General features: G+C 33.5%; 7 protein-coding genes. All 7 read left to right on the top strand.

What is annotated here, in order from left to right:
- The first annotated feature begins 162 nt into the window (after window positions 1-162).
- Genes AC1Q6O_RS13955 through AC1Q6O_RS13985 form a run of 7 tightly spaced genes read left to right on the top strand, consistent with a single transcriptional unit; the run spans window position 163 to window position 22,805 of the window.
- Window positions 163-885: a 4'-phosphopantetheinyl transferase family protein gene (locus tag AC1Q6O_RS13955; RefSeq protein ID WP_492401531.1), complete on the top strand. Its 723-nt coding sequence runs from the start codon at window positions 163-165 to the stop codon at window positions 883-885.
- Window positions 878-8,275, top strand: coding sequence for a condensation domain-containing protein (locus tag AC1Q6O_RS13960; RefSeq protein WP_492401533.1), 7,398 nt, complete (start codon window positions 878-880; stop codon window positions 8,273-8,275). Before AC1Q6O_RS13955 ends, AC1Q6O_RS13960 begins: the two co-directional genes overlap by 8 nt.
- Window positions 8,272-9,585, top strand: a complete 1,314-nt coding sequence (locus AC1Q6O_RS13965) for an MFS transporter (protein WP_008178539.1) — start codon at window positions 8,272-8,274, stop codon at window positions 9,583-9,585. Before AC1Q6O_RS13960 ends, AC1Q6O_RS13965 begins: the two co-directional genes overlap by 4 nt.
- Window positions 9,563-13,411: a beta-ketoacyl synthase N-terminal-like domain-containing protein gene (locus AC1Q6O_RS13970; protein WP_239355157.1), complete on the top strand. Its 3,849-nt coding sequence runs from the start codon at window positions 9,563-9,565 to the stop codon at window positions 13,409-13,411. The genes AC1Q6O_RS13965 and AC1Q6O_RS13970 overlap by 23 nt, the downstream gene beginning before the upstream one ends.
- A 41-nt stretch (window positions 13,412-13,452) precedes the next feature.
- Entirely contained in the window at window positions 13,453-14,706 is a 1,254-nt protein-coding gene (fabD, locus tag AC1Q6O_RS13975) for an ACP S-malonyltransferase (protein ID WP_090002627.1), read from the top strand.
- Between the two features lie 22 nt (window positions 14,707-14,728).
- Window positions 14,729-19,585 (top strand): amino acid adenylation domain-containing protein, encoded by a 4,857-nt coding sequence (locus AC1Q6O_RS13980; protein ID WP_492401536.1) that lies wholly within the window; start codon window positions 14,729-14,731, stop codon window positions 19,583-19,585.
- Window positions 19,586-19,607: 22 nt separating this feature from the next.
- Complete coding sequence (locus AC1Q6O_RS13985) at window positions 19,608-22,805, top strand: condensation domain-containing protein (protein ID WP_089986373.1); 3,198 nt, start codon at window positions 19,608-19,610, stop codon at window positions 22,803-22,805.
- Window positions 22,806-22,807 lie beyond the last annotated feature (2 nt).

A 22,807-nucleotide genomic window follows, 5' to 3' on the forward strand; every position in this document is an offset into this window, starting at 1 on the left:
TATTTTTTATAAATTTTGGTGGGTAATTTATTGACTATTTATTCCATGGTGTTTAATATTATAAATGGAAAATAGCTTTATTTTTACAAGTTAATATCCTTTATTGTAATTTTAAGGAATTATCACTCTGAGGTTATGAATAAAATTTTGGGGGCGTGATATGTGATAGAAATTTGTTTAATTAAAGTACCTGTACATATTTCAAATTATTCTGAACTAATGAATTTTGTATGTACAAGAAAAGCAAGAAGAATAGAAGCTTACTTAAATAAAATAGATGCATATAGGTCCTTACTATCCGAATTGTTGATGAAATATTTATTGATGAAGTATTTGAAATGTCATCCTTCCGACATAAATATCCAAACGAATACATATGGGAAGCCATATTGTATCAATGGGGATTATGAATTTAACGTTTCTCATTCAGGTGAATGGGTTATAGGTATCATTGGCAATTGTGATGTAGGAATTGATATTGAAGAAATGAAAGATAATTACGAAGATGAAATAATTAAAAATTATTTTTCGAGTATAGAATACGCTTCGTACAATCAAACACCAACTGAAATGAAAAAAGAACGTTTTTATGACTTATGGACTTTGAAGGAAGCTTTTGTGAAAAATATTGGACTAGGTTTAAGCATTCCTTTAGATTCTTTCAGCATTGAGACTAGTCATAATGAAATTTCAATTGTACAAGATATTAGTCCGTATCCTTATTATTTCAAGCAATATAACTTGATTAATGGTTATAAAATTTCCGTATGTAGTAAAGTAAATGTATTTCCATCAGAGCAACAACTAAAGATAAAAGAGTTTTCGGCCTTAGAAAAAATTTTTTTGAATAATCTAATATTAGAGGAGGATAAATATTATGAGTAAATTAATACCTCAAGTTTTAAATCTTCTTAAAAATAAGGAACTAACAAAAGACGCAGCGAAGCAAATCATTGAATCGGTGAATGAAATTAAAAGTGAGTCTAAACCGAAAGTGGATAAAAAAATTGCCATAATCGGCATTTCAGCAGAATTACCCGGTGCTAAAAATTTTGATGAATTTTGGAATGTTTTAAGCAATGAACAGGACAAAATAACAGAATTAAGTGATAGTAGGAGATCGTTGTGTGAGGGGTTCCTTGTTAATAATATGGAAAAACTTAAAATTTCAAAAGAGAAGCCGTTTTGGGATGCAGCGTGGCTAGATGAAGTTGATAAATTTGATGCTGGATTTTTTAATATTTCAGCTGCTGAAGCAAAAGTAATGGATCCACAACAGCGTAGATTTCTTCAAATCGCATACCAATGTTTTGAAGATGCTGGATACGCAGGGAGTCGAATAAAAAATTCAAATACCGGTGTTTACATTTCAGCAGCTATGACCAATTACTCTGAAGGATTGGCTGAATTCACACCATTAAGTGTTCCAGGAAATATTCCTGCTTTTACGGCTTCAAGAATTTCTTATATTTTTAATTTAAAAGGACCGTCTTATGTTGTGAATGCTACCTGTGCCTCCTCCATGTTGGCAATTCATGAGGCCTGTGTGGGTTTAATGAATAATGATTGTGAAACGGCATTAGTCGGCGGTGTTAATATTTTCCCTTATCCAATAAATAGTGAAAAACTGTTTATGAATGCTGCGGGTATTATGTCTGAGCAACAAAAGTGTAAACCTTTTGACGACTCAGCTAGTGGGATAGGAAGAGGAGAAGGGGCAGTAGCCCTGTTATTAAAACCTTTAGATCAAGCAATAGAAGATAATGATAATATCCACGCTGTTATAATTGCCTCTAAGGTAAATAATGATGGGACTTCAGCGGGTATTACGGCGCCAAATCCTAAAGCACATGCGGATTTATTAGCTGAAACATGGGATTTAGCGGGCATTAAGCCTGAGCAAATTGACTACATTGAAGCGCATGGCACAGGCACTCATTTAGGTGATCCTATTGAAATAAAAGGCATTCAAGAAGCAGTTGAACGAAGTAATAACGATAAACAATTCTTACCAATTGGTTCTGTGAAGGGAAATATTGGCCATTTACTTGATGGAGCTGCAGGTTTATCGGGTGTAATCAAAGCGCTACATGTAATAAAAAAAGGAGTAGTTCCACCTACAATAAATTTAGTTGAACCAAATACACATATTGATTTTGTAAATTCGCCAGTTTTTATTCCGACAGTACCATTTAACATTAAAGAGAATAAAAAAGAAAATGAACCTATTATAGCTGGTGTAAGTTGCTTTGGCTTTAATGGTACAAATGTTCATTTACTATTAGAGGGAGCTCCAACGAAGGCTGAAATTCATAACAAAGATCATAAAAGAAAAGCATATGTCATTCCTTTTTCAGCAAAATCTGAATTATCTTTGCGAGGTACGATTGAACATTTCTCTAATTTATCTGGGGATACGATTAATCTAAGTAATTTAGCATATACGATGTGTACAGGTAGGGAGCATCATGAAATAAGATTAGCTATTATAGCTGAGACAATGGACGATCTAATAGGTGCCTGTAAAAATTTAGTCAATCTTGATATGACTAATTGGGAAAAAATTATTGATATGACAACCGATGACGATAACACTATCAAAAAATTAGCAGAAAATTTTATTACAGTTGAAAAATGTAGTTGGCATAAACAATTTCAGGATGAGAATAATCATAAAATTTCTTTACCTACATACTACTTTGATGAAAAATCTTATTGGTTACAGAGTGATGCTAGCGTAAAAGCTATAGAGGTAAAAGGAAAAACAGCTCTTGAAGAAATCATTAGTTTAGCGGAAATAATCTTAGAAACTGAGAATATTAAGCAAACGGATAGTTTTATTTCAGTAGGTGGAAACTCTCTTTCAGGACTACAATTTATTACCCGTTTGAAAAAACAATTTAATAGAGACTTTGTCTTAGATGATGTATTTCTTACATTTGAACAACTAAGTAAACAAGTAAACAATGAACATTCAGAATCGACAGAGGTCATACCTCAAATTAGTGTAGAAAACCATGAATTTCCATTATCATATGGTCAAAACAGATTGAGCATTATAGAACAATTAACAGACCAAAAAATGGTTTACAATACTCCATTTATTTTTAAAGTTAACGGGTTAGTTGACATTGAGAGGTTACGCCAAACATTTGATGTACTTTCACAAAGACATGAATCTTTAAGAACAGTATTTGTAAAGCATGAGGATGGAAATAAACAGAAAATACTGCAAAAACCAAACTATTTATTTGAATACAAAGATTTCAGTATAGAAGATAACGCAGAAGCAAAAGCAATGGATCAACTAAATCGTTGGAAAGAAACTCCGTATGATTTAGAAGCGGGACCACTTTTAAGAGTATTTGTGTATAAAACAGAAAAAAATAAAAGTCTGTTTGCTTTAATGATGCACCATATTATTGTAGATGGCTGGTCATTATCACTATTATCGGATGAACTTTTCACTTTGTACAATAGTAGTAATAATGAAACCTTGCCGGAAATAGAAAATACGTATGTAGATTTTGCTGCATGGCAACGTGAAAATATAGAAGGTGGTAGGTTTAAACAACATGAAGATTACTGGCTTGATACATTAAGAGGAAGTCTACCTATTACAGAAATAACGGGCGATAAATTAAGACCAAGCACTTTCCGATATACTGGAAGGCTTACAAGATTTGATATTAGTGCTAGCTTAGCAGATAAATTAAGAGCTTTTGCAAATACAAATGAAAGTACATTATACATGGTTTTAGTGTCGAGTGTATTTAAACTAATTAATCAGATGACTGGTGATACAGATATGGTGATCGGTACACCTGTATCTGGAAGAGTAAATGAAGAACTGGAAAAAATCATTGGTTTATTTACGAATACTATCCCATTAAGGGTTAATTACGAAGAACATGATAATTTCCTTACTTTATTAAGAAATGTTAAGACCATGTTATTGGATAGCTTTAAACACCAAGAATATCCTTTCGATTTATTAGTGGAGAAGTTAGATTTACCTCGGGATACTAGTCGTTCACCTTTATTTAATATAAACGTGGCACTTCAAAATTTTAAATTTAAAAATACGACGTCAGCTTTTGATGAAGCAGAATTAACACCTATTCTTTCTGAACACAAAACTAGTAAATGGGATCTTGAATTCGAATTTGTTGAATTACCAAATGGAGAGCTATTCTGTAATCTTGAGTATTACGACGGTGTCTATTCATCTAGATTTATTGATTCATTAATTGAAACGTATTTAAAAATACTAGATATGATTTTACATGAGCATGAATTAACTAATATTGATGTAGAAAAAAGTAAAAGTGCTATAAATGGTCAATTTGTCGAGGATGGCAAAAACTTTTTAACTACTATATTAATGATGGCAGAAAAGAACCCACAAAAAACAGCATTGAAAGATAGCGCAGGTTCATTAACATATCAAGAGTTAGTAGATAGAAGTAAATCAATAGCAGAAAAATTGTTGAACAGCAACAGTGAAGTTAAAAATGCTGTCATTATTTCTGACAATAATAGAACGGCTATTTTAGGTATTTTATCTTGTTTAATGAGTAATGTCACATTTATACCTGTATCACCTAAAAACCCAAGAGCTAGAATTGAATCTATTATCAAACAAAGTCAAGCTAACTTTATTATTTCGGAAAAGAAATTCTATTCCTTGTGTAATAGGCTGTTATTTGAAAATAAGAATATTCAAACGGTTATGGTGTTAGGAGAAACAGATTTAGATCAGTGTGCTGTTGTTGATTCAAGTGATTTAATGAACGAATCATTGTGGAACTATTTTGCAGAAGGACAGAAAACAGAAATAGAGGCTAGTGGTTGGAATAGTAGTTATACAGGTGAAGCTTTCAGTGCCTTAGAAATGCAGGAGTATGCGGAAAACGCAGTAAACAAAATAAGAAAGTATTTACCTCAAGATTCAAATGTATTAGAGCTTGGCTGTGGCTCAGGTTTGACAACATTTGCACTTGCTCCATATACAAAAACGTATACAGCTATGGATTTATCTTCCTCTATTATCGAGAGGAATAAACAGATTGCTCAGAAATCTAACTTTAGCAATATTAAATTTGACATTTCGAAGGCTCATGCCTTTAAGAAGTTTGAAACAGCATTAGATGCAGTTGTCATTAATAGTGTTATTCATTGTTTCCCAAGCTATGGCTATTTAAAGGTAGTCCTTCAAAAAGCTATTGACTCTTTAAAAGAGGGCGGAATAATTTTCTTGGGGGATTTATTAAATATTGATACAAAAGATGAATTTGTCTCTTCTTTACAAGCATTTAAAGAAGAAAATATGGATAAGAATACTAAATTAGATTGGGATACAGATTTATTTATTAATGAAGAAATTTTAAAAGAGCTTCTCAGTGATGTAGGAGCAGATATACAAATTGAATGTTCGGAGAAGACATACACTGTAAGCAATGAGCTCAATCAATTTAGATTTGATGCTGTGATCATTGTAAAAGATAAGGGCGAAAAATATAAACGAAGCAGCTCTAAAAATATGCTAAGTGAAGGTATTCATCTAGATAAGCATGTGGAAATTGAGTTAAATTCTTTTGCTAAAACTTCCCCTGCATATATTCTCTTTACATCTGGAAGTACTGGAAAGCCAAAAGGTGTAGTTGTTTCAGGTAAAAATCTTAATAATTATTTAAACTGGGCTACTGCATACTATTCACCTACTGGAAAATCGTTAGATATGCCATTTTTCACTTCCATATCTGTCGATTTAACAATTACTTCAATGTTTATTCCATTGATAACGGGCGGAAAAATCATTTGCTGTGAAGGGGAAATCGATCAGGCTTTTGAAAGTGTAGCCAAGATAAAAGAAACCATAACGATAAAGGGTACACCTAAACAGATCCAATATTTAATTGAGGATGAGAGATTTGCACCAAATGTAGAATGCTTCATTCTAGGGGGAGAAGCTTTAGATATAACTTTATGTAAAACGTTGAGAGATCAATTCCCTCATGCTCGTATCATTAATGAATATGGGCCAACTGAGGCTACTGTTGGAACGATTTATCATGAAGTAACAGAGGAAGATTTACACTCAGATTATATTCATGCGCCAATCGGATTACCGATTTATAACACGTCTGTTTACATTTTGAATAATCAGAATCAGCTAGTCCCTTCATACGGGGTTGGAGAAATCGTATTAAGTGGTGAGAGTGTTGCCCTAGGCTATTTGGGAGAGCCTAATTTAACTAGAAATAAGTTTATAGCTAACCATATTAATCATTTACAATCAGGATATTTATATAAGACAGGGGATTTAGGACAAGTATTGCCGAACGGTAAAATTGTTTGTTATGGACGGAAAGATAATATGGTTAAAATTCGAGGCCACAGAGTGGAACTCGAAGAAATCGAAAGATATTTGCGAGAAATTCCAAGTATTAAAGATGCCGTAGTTAAACTATATAAAAATGAAGATGGTGAACAGCTTTGTGCTTACTTAGTCAGTCAACAAGAGATTAATCAAAGGGATTTTGAAAAACATCTTTTACGATATTTACCAGAATCATTAATTCCAACGTATTATCAAAAAATAGAACAAATTCCAATGTCTAATAGTGGAAAAGTAGATAGACTTTCACTGCCAAGTCCTGAATTATACGACGATAGAATAGTTCAGATAGATGATATTAGTAGTTTGACAGAGATTGAAAGAGAATTGCTGTCCATACTAAAAGGGATTTTAAGTGACCGTCAATTTAACATTGATTCTGATTTCTTTAAAATTGGAGGGGACTCCATCAAGGCATTAAAGTTTATCTCAAAGGCAAAGGAAAAAAATATTAATTTGAAAATTGACCATATCTTTAATTGTAGAAGTATTCGAAAAATAGCTATGAACACTACTAAAGAAATGGACATTCAAAAAGAATGGCAGGAATTAAGTTCTAAGGAGATTCCACTTGCTCCAATGCAAAGATGGTTCTTCCAACAAACATTTAAACATGCCCACTATTGGAACTTATTAATGTCAGTAGAACTGCCTAAGAAAGTGGATATAGCTGCTTTAGAAAAGTCTTTCCAATCAATTATTTCGGTTAATGAGAGCTTGATGACATGGTTCGATGTGAACGAGAGCAAACCAAAGGCTTTTGTTGAACCAAGCTTAGTAAACACATTTAAGCTCATTGTGAAGGATCTAAAATTAACACCTCCGGGTAGGCTAAAAGAGGAAATTGAGAACATTCAATTCCAATTACAAAATAACTTTAATTTTGGAAAGGTATTACCAATAGGAGCAGTAGTGTTCCTAACAGCTAAGAAGCCTATTTTGACATTCTTTATTCATCATCTAGTTGTTGATGGAGTTTCATGGAGGGTTTTATTAGAGGAATTAGAAAATAATTATTTAGCTATAGTAAATGGCGAAGATAAAATCAGCTTCCCTATGACGCAGTTTTCTGATTGGATAGGAGAATTATATAAAAAAGAATTACACACGAATCATTCTTATTGGGAAAATATAGATGTGGAAAATGTACATCCATTATGCATTCAGCCTGTCAGAAAAGATTATCTATTTAAGGATCGATATCATGTAACCAAAACTCTGAGTGAGGAAAGTACAAAGCAATTTTTAAATGCTAGAGAACATTCAGAAATTTATAAACCTGATGTTTTGATTGCAGTAACATTTGCTCAAGCGTTTAGTCAACTATTCGGTCAACAAGATGTGTTATTTAACTTTGAAGGGCATGGACGAAATAGTCGCCAATCAGCGTTAGATCTTAGTAGAACAATAGGTTGGTTTACTACGATGTATCCACTACAGGTGACAATTAATACGCTAGAAGAAATGCTTTACACAGTTGGACAATCATTGAGCGAAATAGGCAGTGGATTGGACTTTATGATAGCAAGATGGATCAAAGAAAATAACAACATTACGCATATTCAACCATCCATATTGGTCAATTATTTAGGGGATTTTGATAACGATATTAGTACTTCTACAAATAGTAAAAATGGAGGGGACGGGGTGCTACAATACTCCTCAAATCTTCCTCAGGCTCCTGCTATTCATCCTGATAATGAGCTTTCTAATATTTTGGAAATAAACATCTTTATTTTGGATGGAAAACTTAATCTAAGCTTAGAGGTAGATACACAAGTTATTAGTAATGAAAAAGCTCAACTTCTCTTATCAAAATTTGAAGAAGCTTTGGTTGAATGTAGTGGAAATGCAAAGGAGCCCCAAAATACATGATAACTTCTTTTAGCAAACAAACAAACAGAGGATTTACAATCTTTTTAATGGTTGTAGCTACTCACTTTATATCTTTATTAGGTTCTTCTGTTGCAAGGTTTGGGCTTGGTGTCTGGGCTTACCAAAGTACAGGTCAAGTATCTAGTTTTGCGGTCGTTTTAGTTGCAGGATTTCTTCCAGCGATTGTGTTATCGCCTTTTATAGGAATATGGATAGATAGGAAAGGTCCACGATTATTAATATTATTAGGAGATATTATTGGACTAATTATTTCTTCAATAATTTTCTCCTCCCTTTTATTAGGGAATATAAGTATGGTTCATGTAATTGCAGGTGCTATATCGCTTTCGATAGTTAGCTCAATGCAAACGCCAGCATTACAAACATTAGCACCTAATCTAGTGCCTAAAGAAATGTTATCAAGAGCAAATGGTGTATTTTCTATGGCATCATCGACTAGTGATGTTCTGGGTCCTGTAATTGGTGGTGTAATAATGGGGTTTGGAAGTATTGTCTATATCATTGGTGCAGAGCTAGTTACTTATTGTATTGCTATTCCTATTCTCTTAATACTTTGGACAAAATTAACTGTAAAAGTGAACAATGACAATGAAGATAGCCATGAAAATAACTCCATTTTAGGTGATCTAAAATATGGTTTCAATTATTTAATCGAGCATAAATCTCTTCTAACTTTAGTGCTATTATTCACGGTTTTAAATTTTGCACTAGGGTTCAATCAAGTAGTTGGACAGCCATATATATTGAGCTTTGGAACTGTTGAACAATTTGGCTTACTAAGCTCTATATATGGCGGAGGAATGGTATTAGGCGGGGTACTAATGTCATTCATCAAGCTGAAGAAGCACATAATATGGTTAGTACTGATTTCCAATTTTGGTATCGGTGTATTTATAACGCTAACAGGGTTATTCAATAATATGCTGCTAATTGCAGTTTTTTGGGGTGGTTTAGGGTTATTACTGCCAGTGGTTAATACAGGTACACTCACTTTAATTCAACTCCATACAGAACCCAAATTATTAGGAAGAGTTTTTTCAATTGCTAGAACATTCGCTTGGATTTCATTACCCCTCGCTTATATTCTAGGAGGAATACTTGCTGATAAATTAGTTGCCTCAAACGTAAATATTATCCCTTATTTAGGTAGTGGAGAACGAGGAGTGTATGGGACGCTACTCTTACTAGCTGGAGGCTTAATTATAGTAACTGTGGCAATTTTCGCTCAACTAAAATACATTAAAGAATTGGATAGGAGAGAAGAAAATGATGTACAGCACAATGTCTAAAAAAATATTAAGTTTAGTAGAAGAAAATAAATTAGATACAAATTTAGCATTAAATTTACTAGATGAAATAGAAAAAGAAACAAGTGAACCACTCGCAGTTGTTGGTATGTCTTTAAGATTTCCCAATGTCTCCAATCTGGATGATTTATGGACAGGTCTTATAAATAAAAAGGATTTTGTGACTGAATTTTCAAAAGAGCGTTTTGAATTGATTGTTAATTCTAATCCTAAATTACATGAATTGTATAGCCATTTGAAAAATAATATAACAAATGATCCAAGATCTTATGGCTCATGGCTATCTAGCATTGAACAGTTTGATCCTGAACAATTCGGATTGAATGAACATGAAGCTCAATTTATGGGGCCAGCAGAGCGTCTGTTTTTACAGGTGGCATTAGAGTCCTTATACATGGCAGGTTACAAGGAAAATCATCTAAAGGATTCAAATACTGGCGTATTTATAGCACACACACCTCATCCTGCATTTGATTATTTAAATTTATTTGAAGAAAAAGATGAACGAGCTTTTATTTCAAACATACCTGCTAATCTGGGCTATCATTTATCATATGCATTTGATCTTAAAGGCCCAGTTATGACCATTAATACGAGTTGTTCGTCTTCTTTAGCTGCTGTTCATGTTGCTAAAAATGCGCTTAAGCAGGGGGATTGTAACTTAGCAGTAGTTGCGGGAGTGAATTTGAATTTATTTCCGTATTGGGAAGAGGAAGCACCTGATTATGTTGTAAGGAGCACAAAATATAGATGTTCACCATTCGATGAAAGTGCAGATGGGATTATCGGAGGTGAAGGTGTTGCTGCTATTGTTGTAAAGAGATTATCTGATGCTATAAAGGACAACAATCACATTCATGCTGTGTTAAAGGGTTCGAGTATAAGTAGTGATGGTGCATCAAATGGAATGCAAGTCCCTAATCCTGACGCACAATCTAAAGCAATAATGGATGCTCTGGACGATGCAAAGTTATCATTTAATGATATTGATTTTGTTGAGGCACATGGCGCAGGGACTCAAGTAGGTGATTTACTCGAAGTAGAGGGGCTTAAAAAGGCCTATCTACAAAAATCAACTAAGACAACGGAATGTCAATTAGGCTCAATTAAGTCGAATTTTGGCCATATGGGTGATGCAGCAGGTATTGCAGGATTAATAAAAGCTGTACTATCCATAGAAAAAAGAACAGTTCCTGGTCTTAATCATTTTGCAGCAGAAAATCCTAAAATAAACTTCAAAGAAACGCCGTTCAAAGTTAGCTCAGAAAATAAAACGTTTGATGAACATAAAATTTTAAGCGCAGGTGTGAATTCTATTGGCATAAGTGGTACGAATGTTCATGTCATACTGGAGGAGTATCGACACAATAAACAGGAGCAATTAACTGAAAAATTGACACCATTGTTTATTTCAAGTAAAACTCGTAGAGCGCTTTGGGATCAAATAAAAACCTTAGCTATTCATCTTAAAAATAATGAAAATTACAGTATTCAAGATTTAGCCTATACATTCAATAATAGAAGAAGCCATGAGCAGTCTAGAGTATGTATTTTTGCAAGCAATTGTCATGAACTACTTCGAAAAGTCGAAAGATTATTAAATGTAAGAACATTTGAAAAGGTACCGAGGAATTTTTATACACAAGGTATATTTTTAGCTGATGAACATGAAACGAAAGTTGATAGTATTAAAAATTTAGATGAATTTACCGCTACATCTCCAGCAGATAAAGCACTTATTAAGCGATATCTAGAAGGTAACAATATTATGGAGGAGTGTCGCGAATTATTTAAAGATGGGAAGTTACTACCGTTACCAGTCAGTATTTTTAATACAAAAAGAATATGGCCATCTAGTAAAGAGACATTCCGAAATCAGACGAAAGACCTGTTCTTTGAGAAAAAATGGTTACATTATCCTCATGATAATGAGACTACACATGAAGCATTAAAAGAAGGAACGACTTGGCTATACTTTATGAATAAAGATGATGAAAATATAGTTGCACTAAAGAATAGAATGACTGCTTTAGGTATAAAAATAATTGAAGTACTTGAAGCAGATAAATTTGTGCAATATACACCTGAACAATATGGTATTGACATCAATTCTGAAAAAGATATGTATAAGCTGTTTGAAAATATAGGTCTGGAAGAATTAAGAAATTTAAAAGGGATTATCCACTCTTACACATTTAAGCATTTAGATGAAACAATGGAATCAAAAGAAAATATGGAAAAATCCCAAGAAGAAGGTATTTTCTCACTATTCAATATAACAAAAATGTTATTAGAGTTTGAGGTGACACATCCAATTCAATTAAATGTCATATCATCATTAACTGAGCAAGTTAAGAACAATGAAAAAATAATTCCTGCTAGGGTAACAACCTTTGGCTTAGCGAAAGTTATCTCGCAGGAACAACCGACTATTTCATCCTACTCTATCGATCATGATTTGGACGGAAGCTCTCAAGACATTGCTTCCCAATTATTAAGAGAGTTACAACAAGATAAAGATCATAGACCAGAATTAGTGGCATTTAGACAATCAAAAAGATATACAAAAGTTATTGAAAGACAAAGCGATGACTTTAATGGCAATGAAATTATAGTAAGAGAGAATGGAAATTATGTTATTGCCGGTGGTACAGGATATTTAGGTGTTCAATTAGGAAAGTTTTTAAGTGAAAAGCAAAACGTCAATATCATTTTATTGGCTAGAAATTTATTACCAGACCGAATGGAATGGGAAAAAATTATTGAGAATAATCAAGAAGAAGATGACATGTTGATTTATAAGCTGACGTCAATTATGGAAATTGAAAGTCGAGGTTCTACAGTTACAATCATGGAGTGTGATGTGACTGAGGAACACGCTGTTAAAGAAACGTTTGCGAAAATTAGACAAGATTTCGGTGAAATCAATGGTGCGTTTATGTTGGTCAAACAACTTTACCATCTATGGATAAAAGAGTTAAAGCTTAGTCAATTCAAAAAAGGCATTCATAACAGAGTAATCGGCACCTATTTAGTAGAAAAGGAATTAAATCCAGAACCATTAGATTTCTTTATACTATTTTCTTCAATCTCTTCTTTAATGGGAACGAAATCTGCAAGTGAATGCTGCGCTGTGAATCAATATTTAGACTCAATGGCTGGGTATTTGAATCAAAAAGGAATAAAAGGTAAAACGATGAACTTTACGTTAATACTAGATAATAAAAAAGATTTTGGAAGTGATACGGCCATACCTCCGATTGATTTTGTAGATTTCCAAAATTCATTGAACTTATTCTTCAATAAGGGCTATGAATGGAGTCTAATTTCACGTTTTGATTTAGAGCAAGTCCATTATCTTAAACCAGTCATTAAAATCCCATTTGGTGAGAGTTTCTGGAGCGAAGTAGAGCACTTTAATCATTCAAAAAATAATCAAAACGAAAGTATTTCAATGGAAGAAGAAGTAGTGAAAAGTGAGTTTACACTATCTGAAATTGAAGCAAGTATACGTGAAATTTGGAAAACAGTTTTAGGCATTTCAACTATTAAAGAAATTGATAATTTCTTTAGTTTAGGAGGAAGTTCTTTAAGTGCTCTAAGATTTGTTCATTTATTTAAAAATAAATTCATTGGTTTAAAATTTGAAATCTCTGATTTATATAGCAATCCTACATTCCAAGACCAAATTGTATACTGTGATCATTTTTATAACGCTAAAGATGAATTAAGCGATATTCTAGATGCATTTGAAAGTGATGATATTTCATCAGAAGAGGCACTGTCTCTATTATTGAATAAGCATTGAGTTGAAAGGGAAATGACTATTAACATTTGGAGGGATATCGTTTGAACACTGCAATTGTATTTCCGGGTCAAGGTTCACAATATGATTCTATGGGACAAGAATTATGCGAGAATTACCAAATAGCTCGCGATTTGTATAATGAGGCTAGCGATATTTTGGGCTACGATTTATTGAAAGCTTGTGAAAACAAAAATGGAGAGCTTCGTAATACGGTAATAGTTCAGCCTGCAATTCTAGTTTATAGTATTGCCTGCTGGGAGATATTTAAAAAGAATAATGATGTAAAACAACTCTATTTAACTGGACATAGTCTAGGTGAACTGTCGGCAGTAGTTGCTGCCGACGGAATCCCTTTTGCAAAGTCCGTTGAATTAGTAAAGCTTCGTGCAACTGCTATGAGTGAATGTACTCAAGAAGGCGGTATGGTTGTTTGCTTTGGACTTAGTGGAGAAGAAGTGGAGGAAGTATGTCAAAGATTAGATACTGACAATAATCATGTAACTGTTGCAAACTTTAATTCGACAAATCAAATTGTGCTAAGTGGTCATAAAAGCGCATTGGAGCAGGCATCCATTGAGTTACAGAAAAAGGGAGCCGTTACAAAGATACTACCTGTTAGTGTTCCAGCTCATAGTAGACTCATGAAGCCTGCAGAAATAAGATTTAAAGCAGCTCTACAGCAAACAAAGATGAATGATTGTCAATATCCTATATTTTCCTGCGCTACAGGTCAACTATACAGTAGGGCTGACGAAATAGCAGATCAATTAAGTAAACAACTTACCGAAAGTGTTAGATGGCCAAAAGTTATGAACGTTCTCATTAATAAAGATGTTGACACATTTATTGAGATGGGTCCTAAAACAATTCTAACGGATATTATGAAGATGGAATATCCTGATTATCGAGCGATACCGGTTAACGAGAAAAATGGCATCCATTCTATTTTAAATAATCTTAATGAGAATATGTTAAAAGTAGAAGAGACTATCCACTTTTTACAAGCCTGTTTAAGAGTTATCATTGGGACACCTTTTAAAGCGAAAATCGATAAGCAAGACTTTGAAAGAGAAATCCATTCTCCTTATCAGCTCATTAAACAGGAATTGAAAGAGATGAAAGAGAGCAAACAAATTACAGTAGATTCTCATAGAGTGGCAAGTTTATCTCAACAATTTTTCTCTATTTTAACGCATAAAGGATTCCATAAAAATGAAACATTAGAAATTTTAAAGTTATCAATCGCAAATCCGAATTTATATTCTAAATATCTAAAAATTAATAGTTTTAAATAATTTGTTAGATTGGGGTAATAGAATGTCAAATTTCTATGAAAGTTTTTTTAGTGAAGAAATTGATTACTATGACGGACAAAGCTTATGGTTCAATCAAAAAAAATACAGTTTAAAACAATTGACTCATAAATCGTTTAAATTAGCAACCGCTATGCAAGAGAAGGGGATTAAACCGGGCTGTGAACAAAAGGTTTTGATTGTTCTTAGGAGGTCACCTGCTCTTCTTGTTGCACATTTATCAACATTTATTGCTGGTGGGGTTATTGTTTGTATTGATCCAGAAACACCAAGGGACAGAATCGACAACATCATTGACGATATCAAACCTAGCATAATCATTACCCATCCAGATATTTATAAGGCAAATGCTTTTCAAGATCAGATCACTTTTAAGCTTGATGATGTTCTTCAGCATTTTAATCTGGATCATAAGGATATTAACATAAATATTCATTTTTCTTTGAAATCAGCTGCTTATATTGTTTTTACATCAGGTACTACAGGCAAACCTAAGGGTGTAGTCGTTGAATGGAATTCTTTAAATCGCTTAATCGATTGGCATACAAAAACGTTTGATGTGACAAAAGATTCAATAGTATCTTTAACCTCTTCACCTGGATTTGACGCTTCCATTTGGGAGATTTGGGGTGCAATAGCTTCCAGAGCGTCTATATATATGACGACAATAGATGAAAGACTTAATCCAGAGCTTCTAAAAAATACTTGGATAAAGCACCAAGTAACGCATTCATTTGTATCTACCCCTATTGCTGAGCGACTAATGGAACTGGACTGGGATAATAGTCACGTAGCTTTAAAATATCTTTTAGTAGGGGGAGATAAACTAACAAAATACCCTTCAAAAGATTTACCTTTTCATGTGGTTAACAATTATGGACCAAGTGAAGGGACTGTTGTAAGTACTTCTGGGATTGTAGAGAGAGCAGATGGCAAGGTGAAAAAGCTACCTCATATTGGTTCCGCTTTACCTTATGTAAAGTGTTTTATTTTAGATCGAAATTTACAAATCATTCATGAGGTAGATAGAAGAGGAACACTATGGATATCTGGTGATGGATTAGCGCGAGAGTATATTAATTTGCCGCATGAGACAAATGAAAAATTTAAACAGTTAGAAATTGACGGTGAAAATGTAAGAGTCTACAACACTGGAGATGTCGTAAGTAGAGATGTTCAAGGGAATTTTAATTTCCATGGTAGAGAAGATTTTCAATTAAGCATTAATGGAGTGAGAATTGAATTAGGGGATATTGAAAGTACTCTTCAAAAACATAATAGAGTAAGTCAAGCTATAGCACTACCATTACATATAGCTTCAAATACGCTATTGACAGCATCCATTGTCTTAGAAGAGGAATCATCGATTTCAGAACTTGAACTATTTAGCTATTTGAAAGAGAAGCTGCCTAAAAATATGATACCCGTTCAACTTATTTTTCATAAACATTTACCGTTGACTAGAAACGGGAAAATAGATCGTGAATTGTTGAACAAACAGCATATAGAATATTTCAATAGTAAACAATTACTTGAATCTTCATCTAATATAAGTGAATCTTTGCAAAAGATTATTGATATTTTTTCTTCAACCTTAAACTTAAAATGCTCATCACAAACAGATTTATTTGAAGTTGGAGGAAATTCCTTAGACGCAGCACAAATTGCTATGAATGTTTCAAAAGCATTTAATGTTGATTGTTTACCATGGCAAGTACAGCAGCAGAGAAAACCATGTAATTTATTGGATATTCTTTCTACTTTACCAGCCTTATCATCAAATAATGAACCTACTATGTTTAATCAAAACGAGTGGTTTCCTGCAACGAGTATGCAGAAAGGTCTTTGGTATTTGTGGAAAACAAATGAAGGAAATCCATTTTATAATGTAGGCGCTACTTTTCAGATTAACGGTCTTTTTGATGAACATAAGTTTTATAGTGCCTTTGTCAATATCATAAAGAAAAATGCCGCCTTTTTTGTGAATTTTAGAGAAAATACCTCCTATGGAATTGAACAAAAAATTAGAAATATAGATGAAATAGTAGAGCATCTGGATCATCACATACAAATCTTACAGGTGAAAAATATGGAGGAGGCGCGCACACTTGCAAAGACAATTTATAATCAACCTTTCCAGTTAGAGAGCGATTTATTGTTTAGAGGGGCAATCATTCATACAGAGAATGCAGGAGCTGTTTTTGTACTTGTATCTCATCATATTGTATGTGATGGCTTATCTTTAAAAAATATACTGCAAAATATAGCTAAAGTTTATAATGAGGAAATTACTATAGATGACATAAAATCAAGTAGTTCTGAAAATTTATATAAGAATATCAATAAATTGGTTAAAAAATCACAGGATCAAAATTTGAAGGATTTTTGGTTTGAGCAATCTAAGGCATTTAAACTTGCTCAACTACCTATTCAAGAGAAATCCGAAGAATATATAAGAATTGGAAAGATTTTAGAGATTGAAAGCCATAAAGGGCTAGGTAAAAAAATTGATCAATTTTCACAGGAAATGAAATTGAGTCAGTTTACAATATTACTAACTGCTTGGGCACTAAATTTAGCAAAATATTGCATGCAAGATACAATAACGATAGGAATTCCTTATCATGGCAGAACAAATGAAAGTTTAAATGATGTTGGAATGTTTGTTAATTTAGTTCCTTTAACGCTTTCATTAAATAAAAAGGCCTCTTTTAAAGAGCTCCTGCTTGAAATTAGTAACACTGTTCATGAAAATATTGCTCATGGAGATTTCTCAATTGTTGACATTGCGGCTAACATTGATAAAAGAGAGTATCTTGATGTAGTAAATAATACATTCAGTCTTAAAGTGAATCTTGAAATGGATTTAAAGAATATCAACACAAGCTTTATCGAGCAAGATACTGGTGGATCAAGATTCCCTTTAAGTTGTTTCTTCAATGTGGAAAATGGAGAAGTAAAAGGACATATAGAATATTCATTTGCCCATTTTACAGAAGTAGAGATTCAATTGTTGGCGAAGAATTATTTGAGTTTACTTGCCTCATTAATAAATGAACCAGATCAATTATGGGGTACTGCATTTACTAAAGGTTCCATTATATCCTCCAATGATAATGGGGAACTATTACAAAAGGCTAAGCCACTCCACTGTCAATTTGAAGAGGCAGCGAAAAAATATAAGGATTATATTGCCATTCAAGAGCTGGATAGAGCATTAACATATGAACAACTCAATCAAGAAGCAGAAAAATATTCTTCATTACTGCTATCAATGGGTATTGAAAAAGGCGATTACGTGCCTATGTATATGGACAGAGGAATAGATGCCATTGCAGTAATACTAGGTGTTCTGAAAGCAGGCGCAGTATATGTTCCTTTAGATACGGAGCATCCTATAGCAAGAACACAGAAATTATTAGAGCGATTAAATCCAAAGGTTTTAATGGTAAATACAATAGATGAAATACCATATGGAGAATGGGAAATTGTAAATACTCTAGAAAAAAATATAGTTAAAAATAATGTAAAAGTAATGGGACCTATCTCTGTCGATGATCCAGCATATCTTATGTTTACTTCTGGCTCGACGGGTGAGCCGAAAGGTGTAGTATGTCCACATTTAGGGGCTTCTTTACGCATCGAATGGCAAAAAAAACAAAATAAGCTTAAACCTGGTAATAAAACGTTATTTAAAACGCCATATACATTTGATGTATCTGTTTGGGAAATATTTTATACCCTTTGTACAGGTGCTACGTTAATTGTTGCTCCTAAAGACTTGCATCGTGATCCTTTAGGTTTACTGAAATTTATTTGTGATGAGTCAATTGATTTGTGTCATTTTGTCCCTTCTGTGTTGCAATTAATGCTTAATGAAATGGACTCTCAAAAAGATTACAAATTGCCATTAAAGTATCTTCATTTAAGTGGGGAAGCACTACCAGCTCCATTAGCTAAAAAAATAAATGAGTTGTTACCACAAGTCAAAGCATTCAATTTATATGGTCCAACTGAGGCAGGAATTGAAGTTACGGTTCAACAGGTAACAAAAGATCATTATAATATTGGTTTTCCATTACCGTATGTAGAAATGGAAGTGGTCGATGAAGCCGGGCTACCAGTTCCAAAAGGTTTTCCAGGTGAATTAATGATTGGAGGACCTTCTTTAGCAAAAGGTTATTTCAAGAATGAAATCGAAACGGACAAAGTTTTTGTAAAGCGAAATGGAAAAACCTTTTACAAGTCTGGTGATTTGGTAAAAATTTCAGCGAATGGCAGTTTAGATTTTATAGGTAGGAAAGATTCACAAGTTAAGGTAAATGGTGTAAGGATTGAGATAGAAGAAATTGAAGCTTGTGTTATACAGCAATCACAAGTTAACGATGCAGCAGTCGTATTAGGGCATGATCAAAATAACAAACCATGCTTAGTCTGCTTCTACACTTTAAATGTGAAAGATAGTCTAAGTAGAAATGATTTGAAAAAAGCTGTTTCTAAAGACTTACCAGTAACGTATATCCCATCGATGTTCGTTGAGTTAGAAAAATTACCATTAACATCTAGCGGAAAAAGAGACAGAAAACTACTTAGCTTAGAAGCTTCACAATACCTTGCAGACGGTGCTCAAAATACATTTAGGGAGCCAACGACCGAACTGGAAAAATCAATTGTAGAGGTTTGGGCTGAAGTGCTAAAGGTTAACGAAATAGGTATCGATGATAACTTTTTTGAAATCGGTGGAGATTCCATTAAATCACTTCAAATAGTATCTAAATTGCGTACCAATGGTATTGACATTACTCCGAAAGACTTTTTGAAGCACCCTACGGTATCAGAGATGTCTCTCATACTTAAATAATGTGGAAGGAGGTTAGCATAGAATGGTACAAAATGAAAAAAAACTCCCGTTAACACCATTGCAATTGGTTATGTTAATGGAAACATTAAAAGACCCAGCGTCAGAAGCGTATTGGCAAATTCTGTCTTATGAAATTCCTAACTCATTTACATTCAAAGAGATTCAAGAAGCTTGGTTAAATACTGCCAGAGCCAATCCAGCATTAAGAACAAAATTTGAGTGGGAGCAAGAGATAGAACCAATCCAAATTATTCAAAGCAATGTAGAAGAAATTAATGTATTAGAGGTTAATTATTTATGGATTCAAGATGAATTTATGAATATAGAGAATTGGTTTAAAAGTGAGATTGGTAGGCTACAGCGAACGTTGCTAAATAAGACACAACAATTTTACCTTATTCAAAACTGGAAACCTTCTAAAAATCTATTAGTATGGGTGCATCATCATATTATTATGGATGGTTGGTCAATTGCTCAGACACTTGAAGATTTCTTTAAGCTTTTAAATAAGGATGTCACTTCATTAGCAATTCGTCCAGATATCGAACCATATTTACATTATATTAATGATCCAATGTATCAAAAAGGGCTGGAAAAATATTGGGGAAATGTGTTAAGTGATTTAGCTGAAGCAGAAACATTAGCGATAGAAAAATCACAACATATGGGTCAAAAACCATTATTTAAGTATTTGGATAAAGAGTTAAGTAAGAGAGCGGCAGAAAATCTTCATGCCTATAGCATTAAGAACAGAGTGACTACTTCAAGCATCGCTTTAACAATATGGGGCGTGTTAATTAATCGATATCAACATACGAATAAGCTATACGTAGGTTCGACTTTTGCATTAAGACCGTATCAATTAATAGAGTCGAGTGATATGAATGGGATGCTCATAAACACATTACCAGTCAAAATAGGTATAGAAGATGAACTAACGTTAAAAGAAGTATGCCTCCAGACAATGGATCATCTGCAAGATGTATCTGAAAATAGCGGAATTCCGTATTCTAAATTATTACAGCTTGGTGGTGTATCTGGAAATACAGAAATCTTTAAAACCTCTGTCATTTTCCAAAATTTCAAGGGAAGCTTAAATAATAAAAAGAATGGTGATTTGGTTCACCAGTATGGAACAAGCTCTGATCCTTTATCAGTAACATTTGATATTACACAAGGCTCCATATGCTTACGATTAGGTTGGGATCAACAACGTTATGAGCAAACAGAGCTTCTGAGACTTCTAGATTCTCTTGAGTATATATTTGAAAATATAGATAACTATAATAATATGTTGGTTAAAAATATTAACTTAACACAAATCGAAGAGCTATATTTAAAAAATGTTTTAACAACAGATGTTTCTGCAACGTCTGAAAATTTTTCGATTCAATCTATTTTAGGAGACTACAGGGAAGATTCTTTAGCCATTTCAGATGGACAAAGAAATTTAAGTTATCAAGATGTGAAAAGATATATCAATATTGTGGCTAATGAACTACTCAAAGAAGGGGTACAGAGTGGGGATACTGTTGCATTGGTAGGAAAAAAATGTATTGAAACAGCAATCGGTATTTTTGCTGCTTGGACAATAGGCGCTGCATGGTGTGCTATTGATACGAGTATACCTGAAGCAAGAACTAAACGTATATTAGAGATATTGCAGCCTAAAACATTATTATTCCTAGATAACATTCCAACGATTATTGAACGTAGTACGGATGAGAAAGAAATAATAAGTGAGGCCTACAAGTTTAACTCGGGAGATGTGGCTTATTATATTTCTACTTCTGGTAGTACAGGAGAACCTAAAATTGTTTCATTAAAAGCAGAAGGGTTGTCACAAATCATACAAAGCTGGAAACAATTTTATCACCTTGATAGTGAACAGTATGTTCTTCAACTAGGGAGTTGGACATCGGATGTTTTTTTAGGTGATTTGCTGAAGGCATGGTCAACGAATGGATATTTGTTTGTTTGCGAGGAAGAAAAAAGAATTGATATGGCCTATTTAGCAGAAATGGCAGCTAAATATAATGTTTCATTTTTAGAGTCAACACCTGTTTTAGTAAGGGAATTTATCCACTTTTTAAATGAAGAAAATAGGGTCTTAAAAGATTTAAAAACAATCGTAGTAGGTGCTGATACGTTCAGACTTGAAGAAAAGAATGAAATATGTGACATGCTTTGGGAAGGCGTCAATTTTTATAATGGTTATGGTCTAAGTGAATGTACAATTGAGTCTCTAGTTTATATGTGTAATAACAATCAGGATAGTTCTAACTCAGGACTTTGTCCAATAGGTAAACCATTACCGGGAACAATGCTGAGAATTGTTGATAAAACAGGTAATTCTGTAGCTCCTGGCATGATAGGTGAATTACACATTGGAGGGAAACAAATAACAAAAGGCTATGTAACCGAGGAGGGTTTAGTTACCTCCACTTGTTATACTCTGGATGGTGTTAGCTACTTCCGGACAGGTGATCTAGTAAGATTAAATGCTAATGGAGTGATAGAATTTTATGGACGCAGTGATCAGCAAGTAAAAATTCGAGGCTATCGATTAGAATTAGGAGAAGTAGAGAACGCGTTATTATCACTTCAACCTGGTATGGAATGCTTTGTTAGCTGTCTTCCAAGTAATAACGGTGAAAATACTTTAATTGCCTTTATCAGTGGGACAGACCAAAGTATTGAGACAATTAATAGTAGGATTTCTAAGATACTTCCGGATTTTGCTATTCCGAATGTAATCGTTCCATTAGAAAAGCTACCTCGCAATACGAATGGCAAGATTGATAGAGTGTCGCTAAGGAAACAAGCTGAAGAATTACTGAATCAATTAACCGCTACGTCGACTATCTCAATGTCAGGCGATATGGTTGATAGGGTAAGAGAGACATGGGAAGTAGTTTTAGGAAAAAAAGTACAGTTGAATCGGAGTCTATTCGATCAAGGTGGCCACTCTTTAATTGTACTGAAATTATATAACTTACTTCGAAAAGTGTTACCTTCATATGAGTTTGTAGTTGGTGATCTTTTCCGATATCCAACTATCAATCGGTTTGTAGAAGAAATTACAGCTAGAAAAGAGGCAGAGCCTATTGCAGAAAGTACTATTCCATCTTACAGCAAAATTGAAGTACTTGAAAAAGTGAAACAAGGCGAGCTTACAGTAGAGGAAGCTATGAAAATAATAGGTGGTCATAGATTGTGAAG

This window comes from Lysinibacillus sp. GW823-FHT06C08 (genome assembly GCF_058795135.1).

Excerpts from the sequence above, each read along its gene's own strand:
- AC1Q6O_RS13960 (WP_492401533.1), top strand. The coding sequence starts at position 878 with ATGAGTAAATTAATACCTCAAGTTTTAAATCTTCTTAAAAATAAGGAA.
- AC1Q6O_RS13965 (WP_008178539.1), top strand. The coding sequence starts at position 8,272 with ATGATAACTTCTTTTAGCAAACAAACAAACAGAGGATTTACAATCTTT.
- AC1Q6O_RS13970 (WP_239355157.1), top strand. The coding sequence starts at position 9,563 with ATGATGTACAGCACAATGTCTAAAAAAATATTAAGTTTAGTAGAAGAA.
- AC1Q6O_RS13980 (WP_492401536.1), top strand. The coding sequence starts at position 14,729 with ATGTCAAATTTCTATGAAAGTTTTTTTAGTGAAGAAATTGATTACTAT.
- AC1Q6O_RS13985 (WP_089986373.1), top strand. The coding sequence starts at position 19,608 with ATGGTACAAAATGAAAAAAAACTCCCGTTAACACCATTGCAATTGGTT.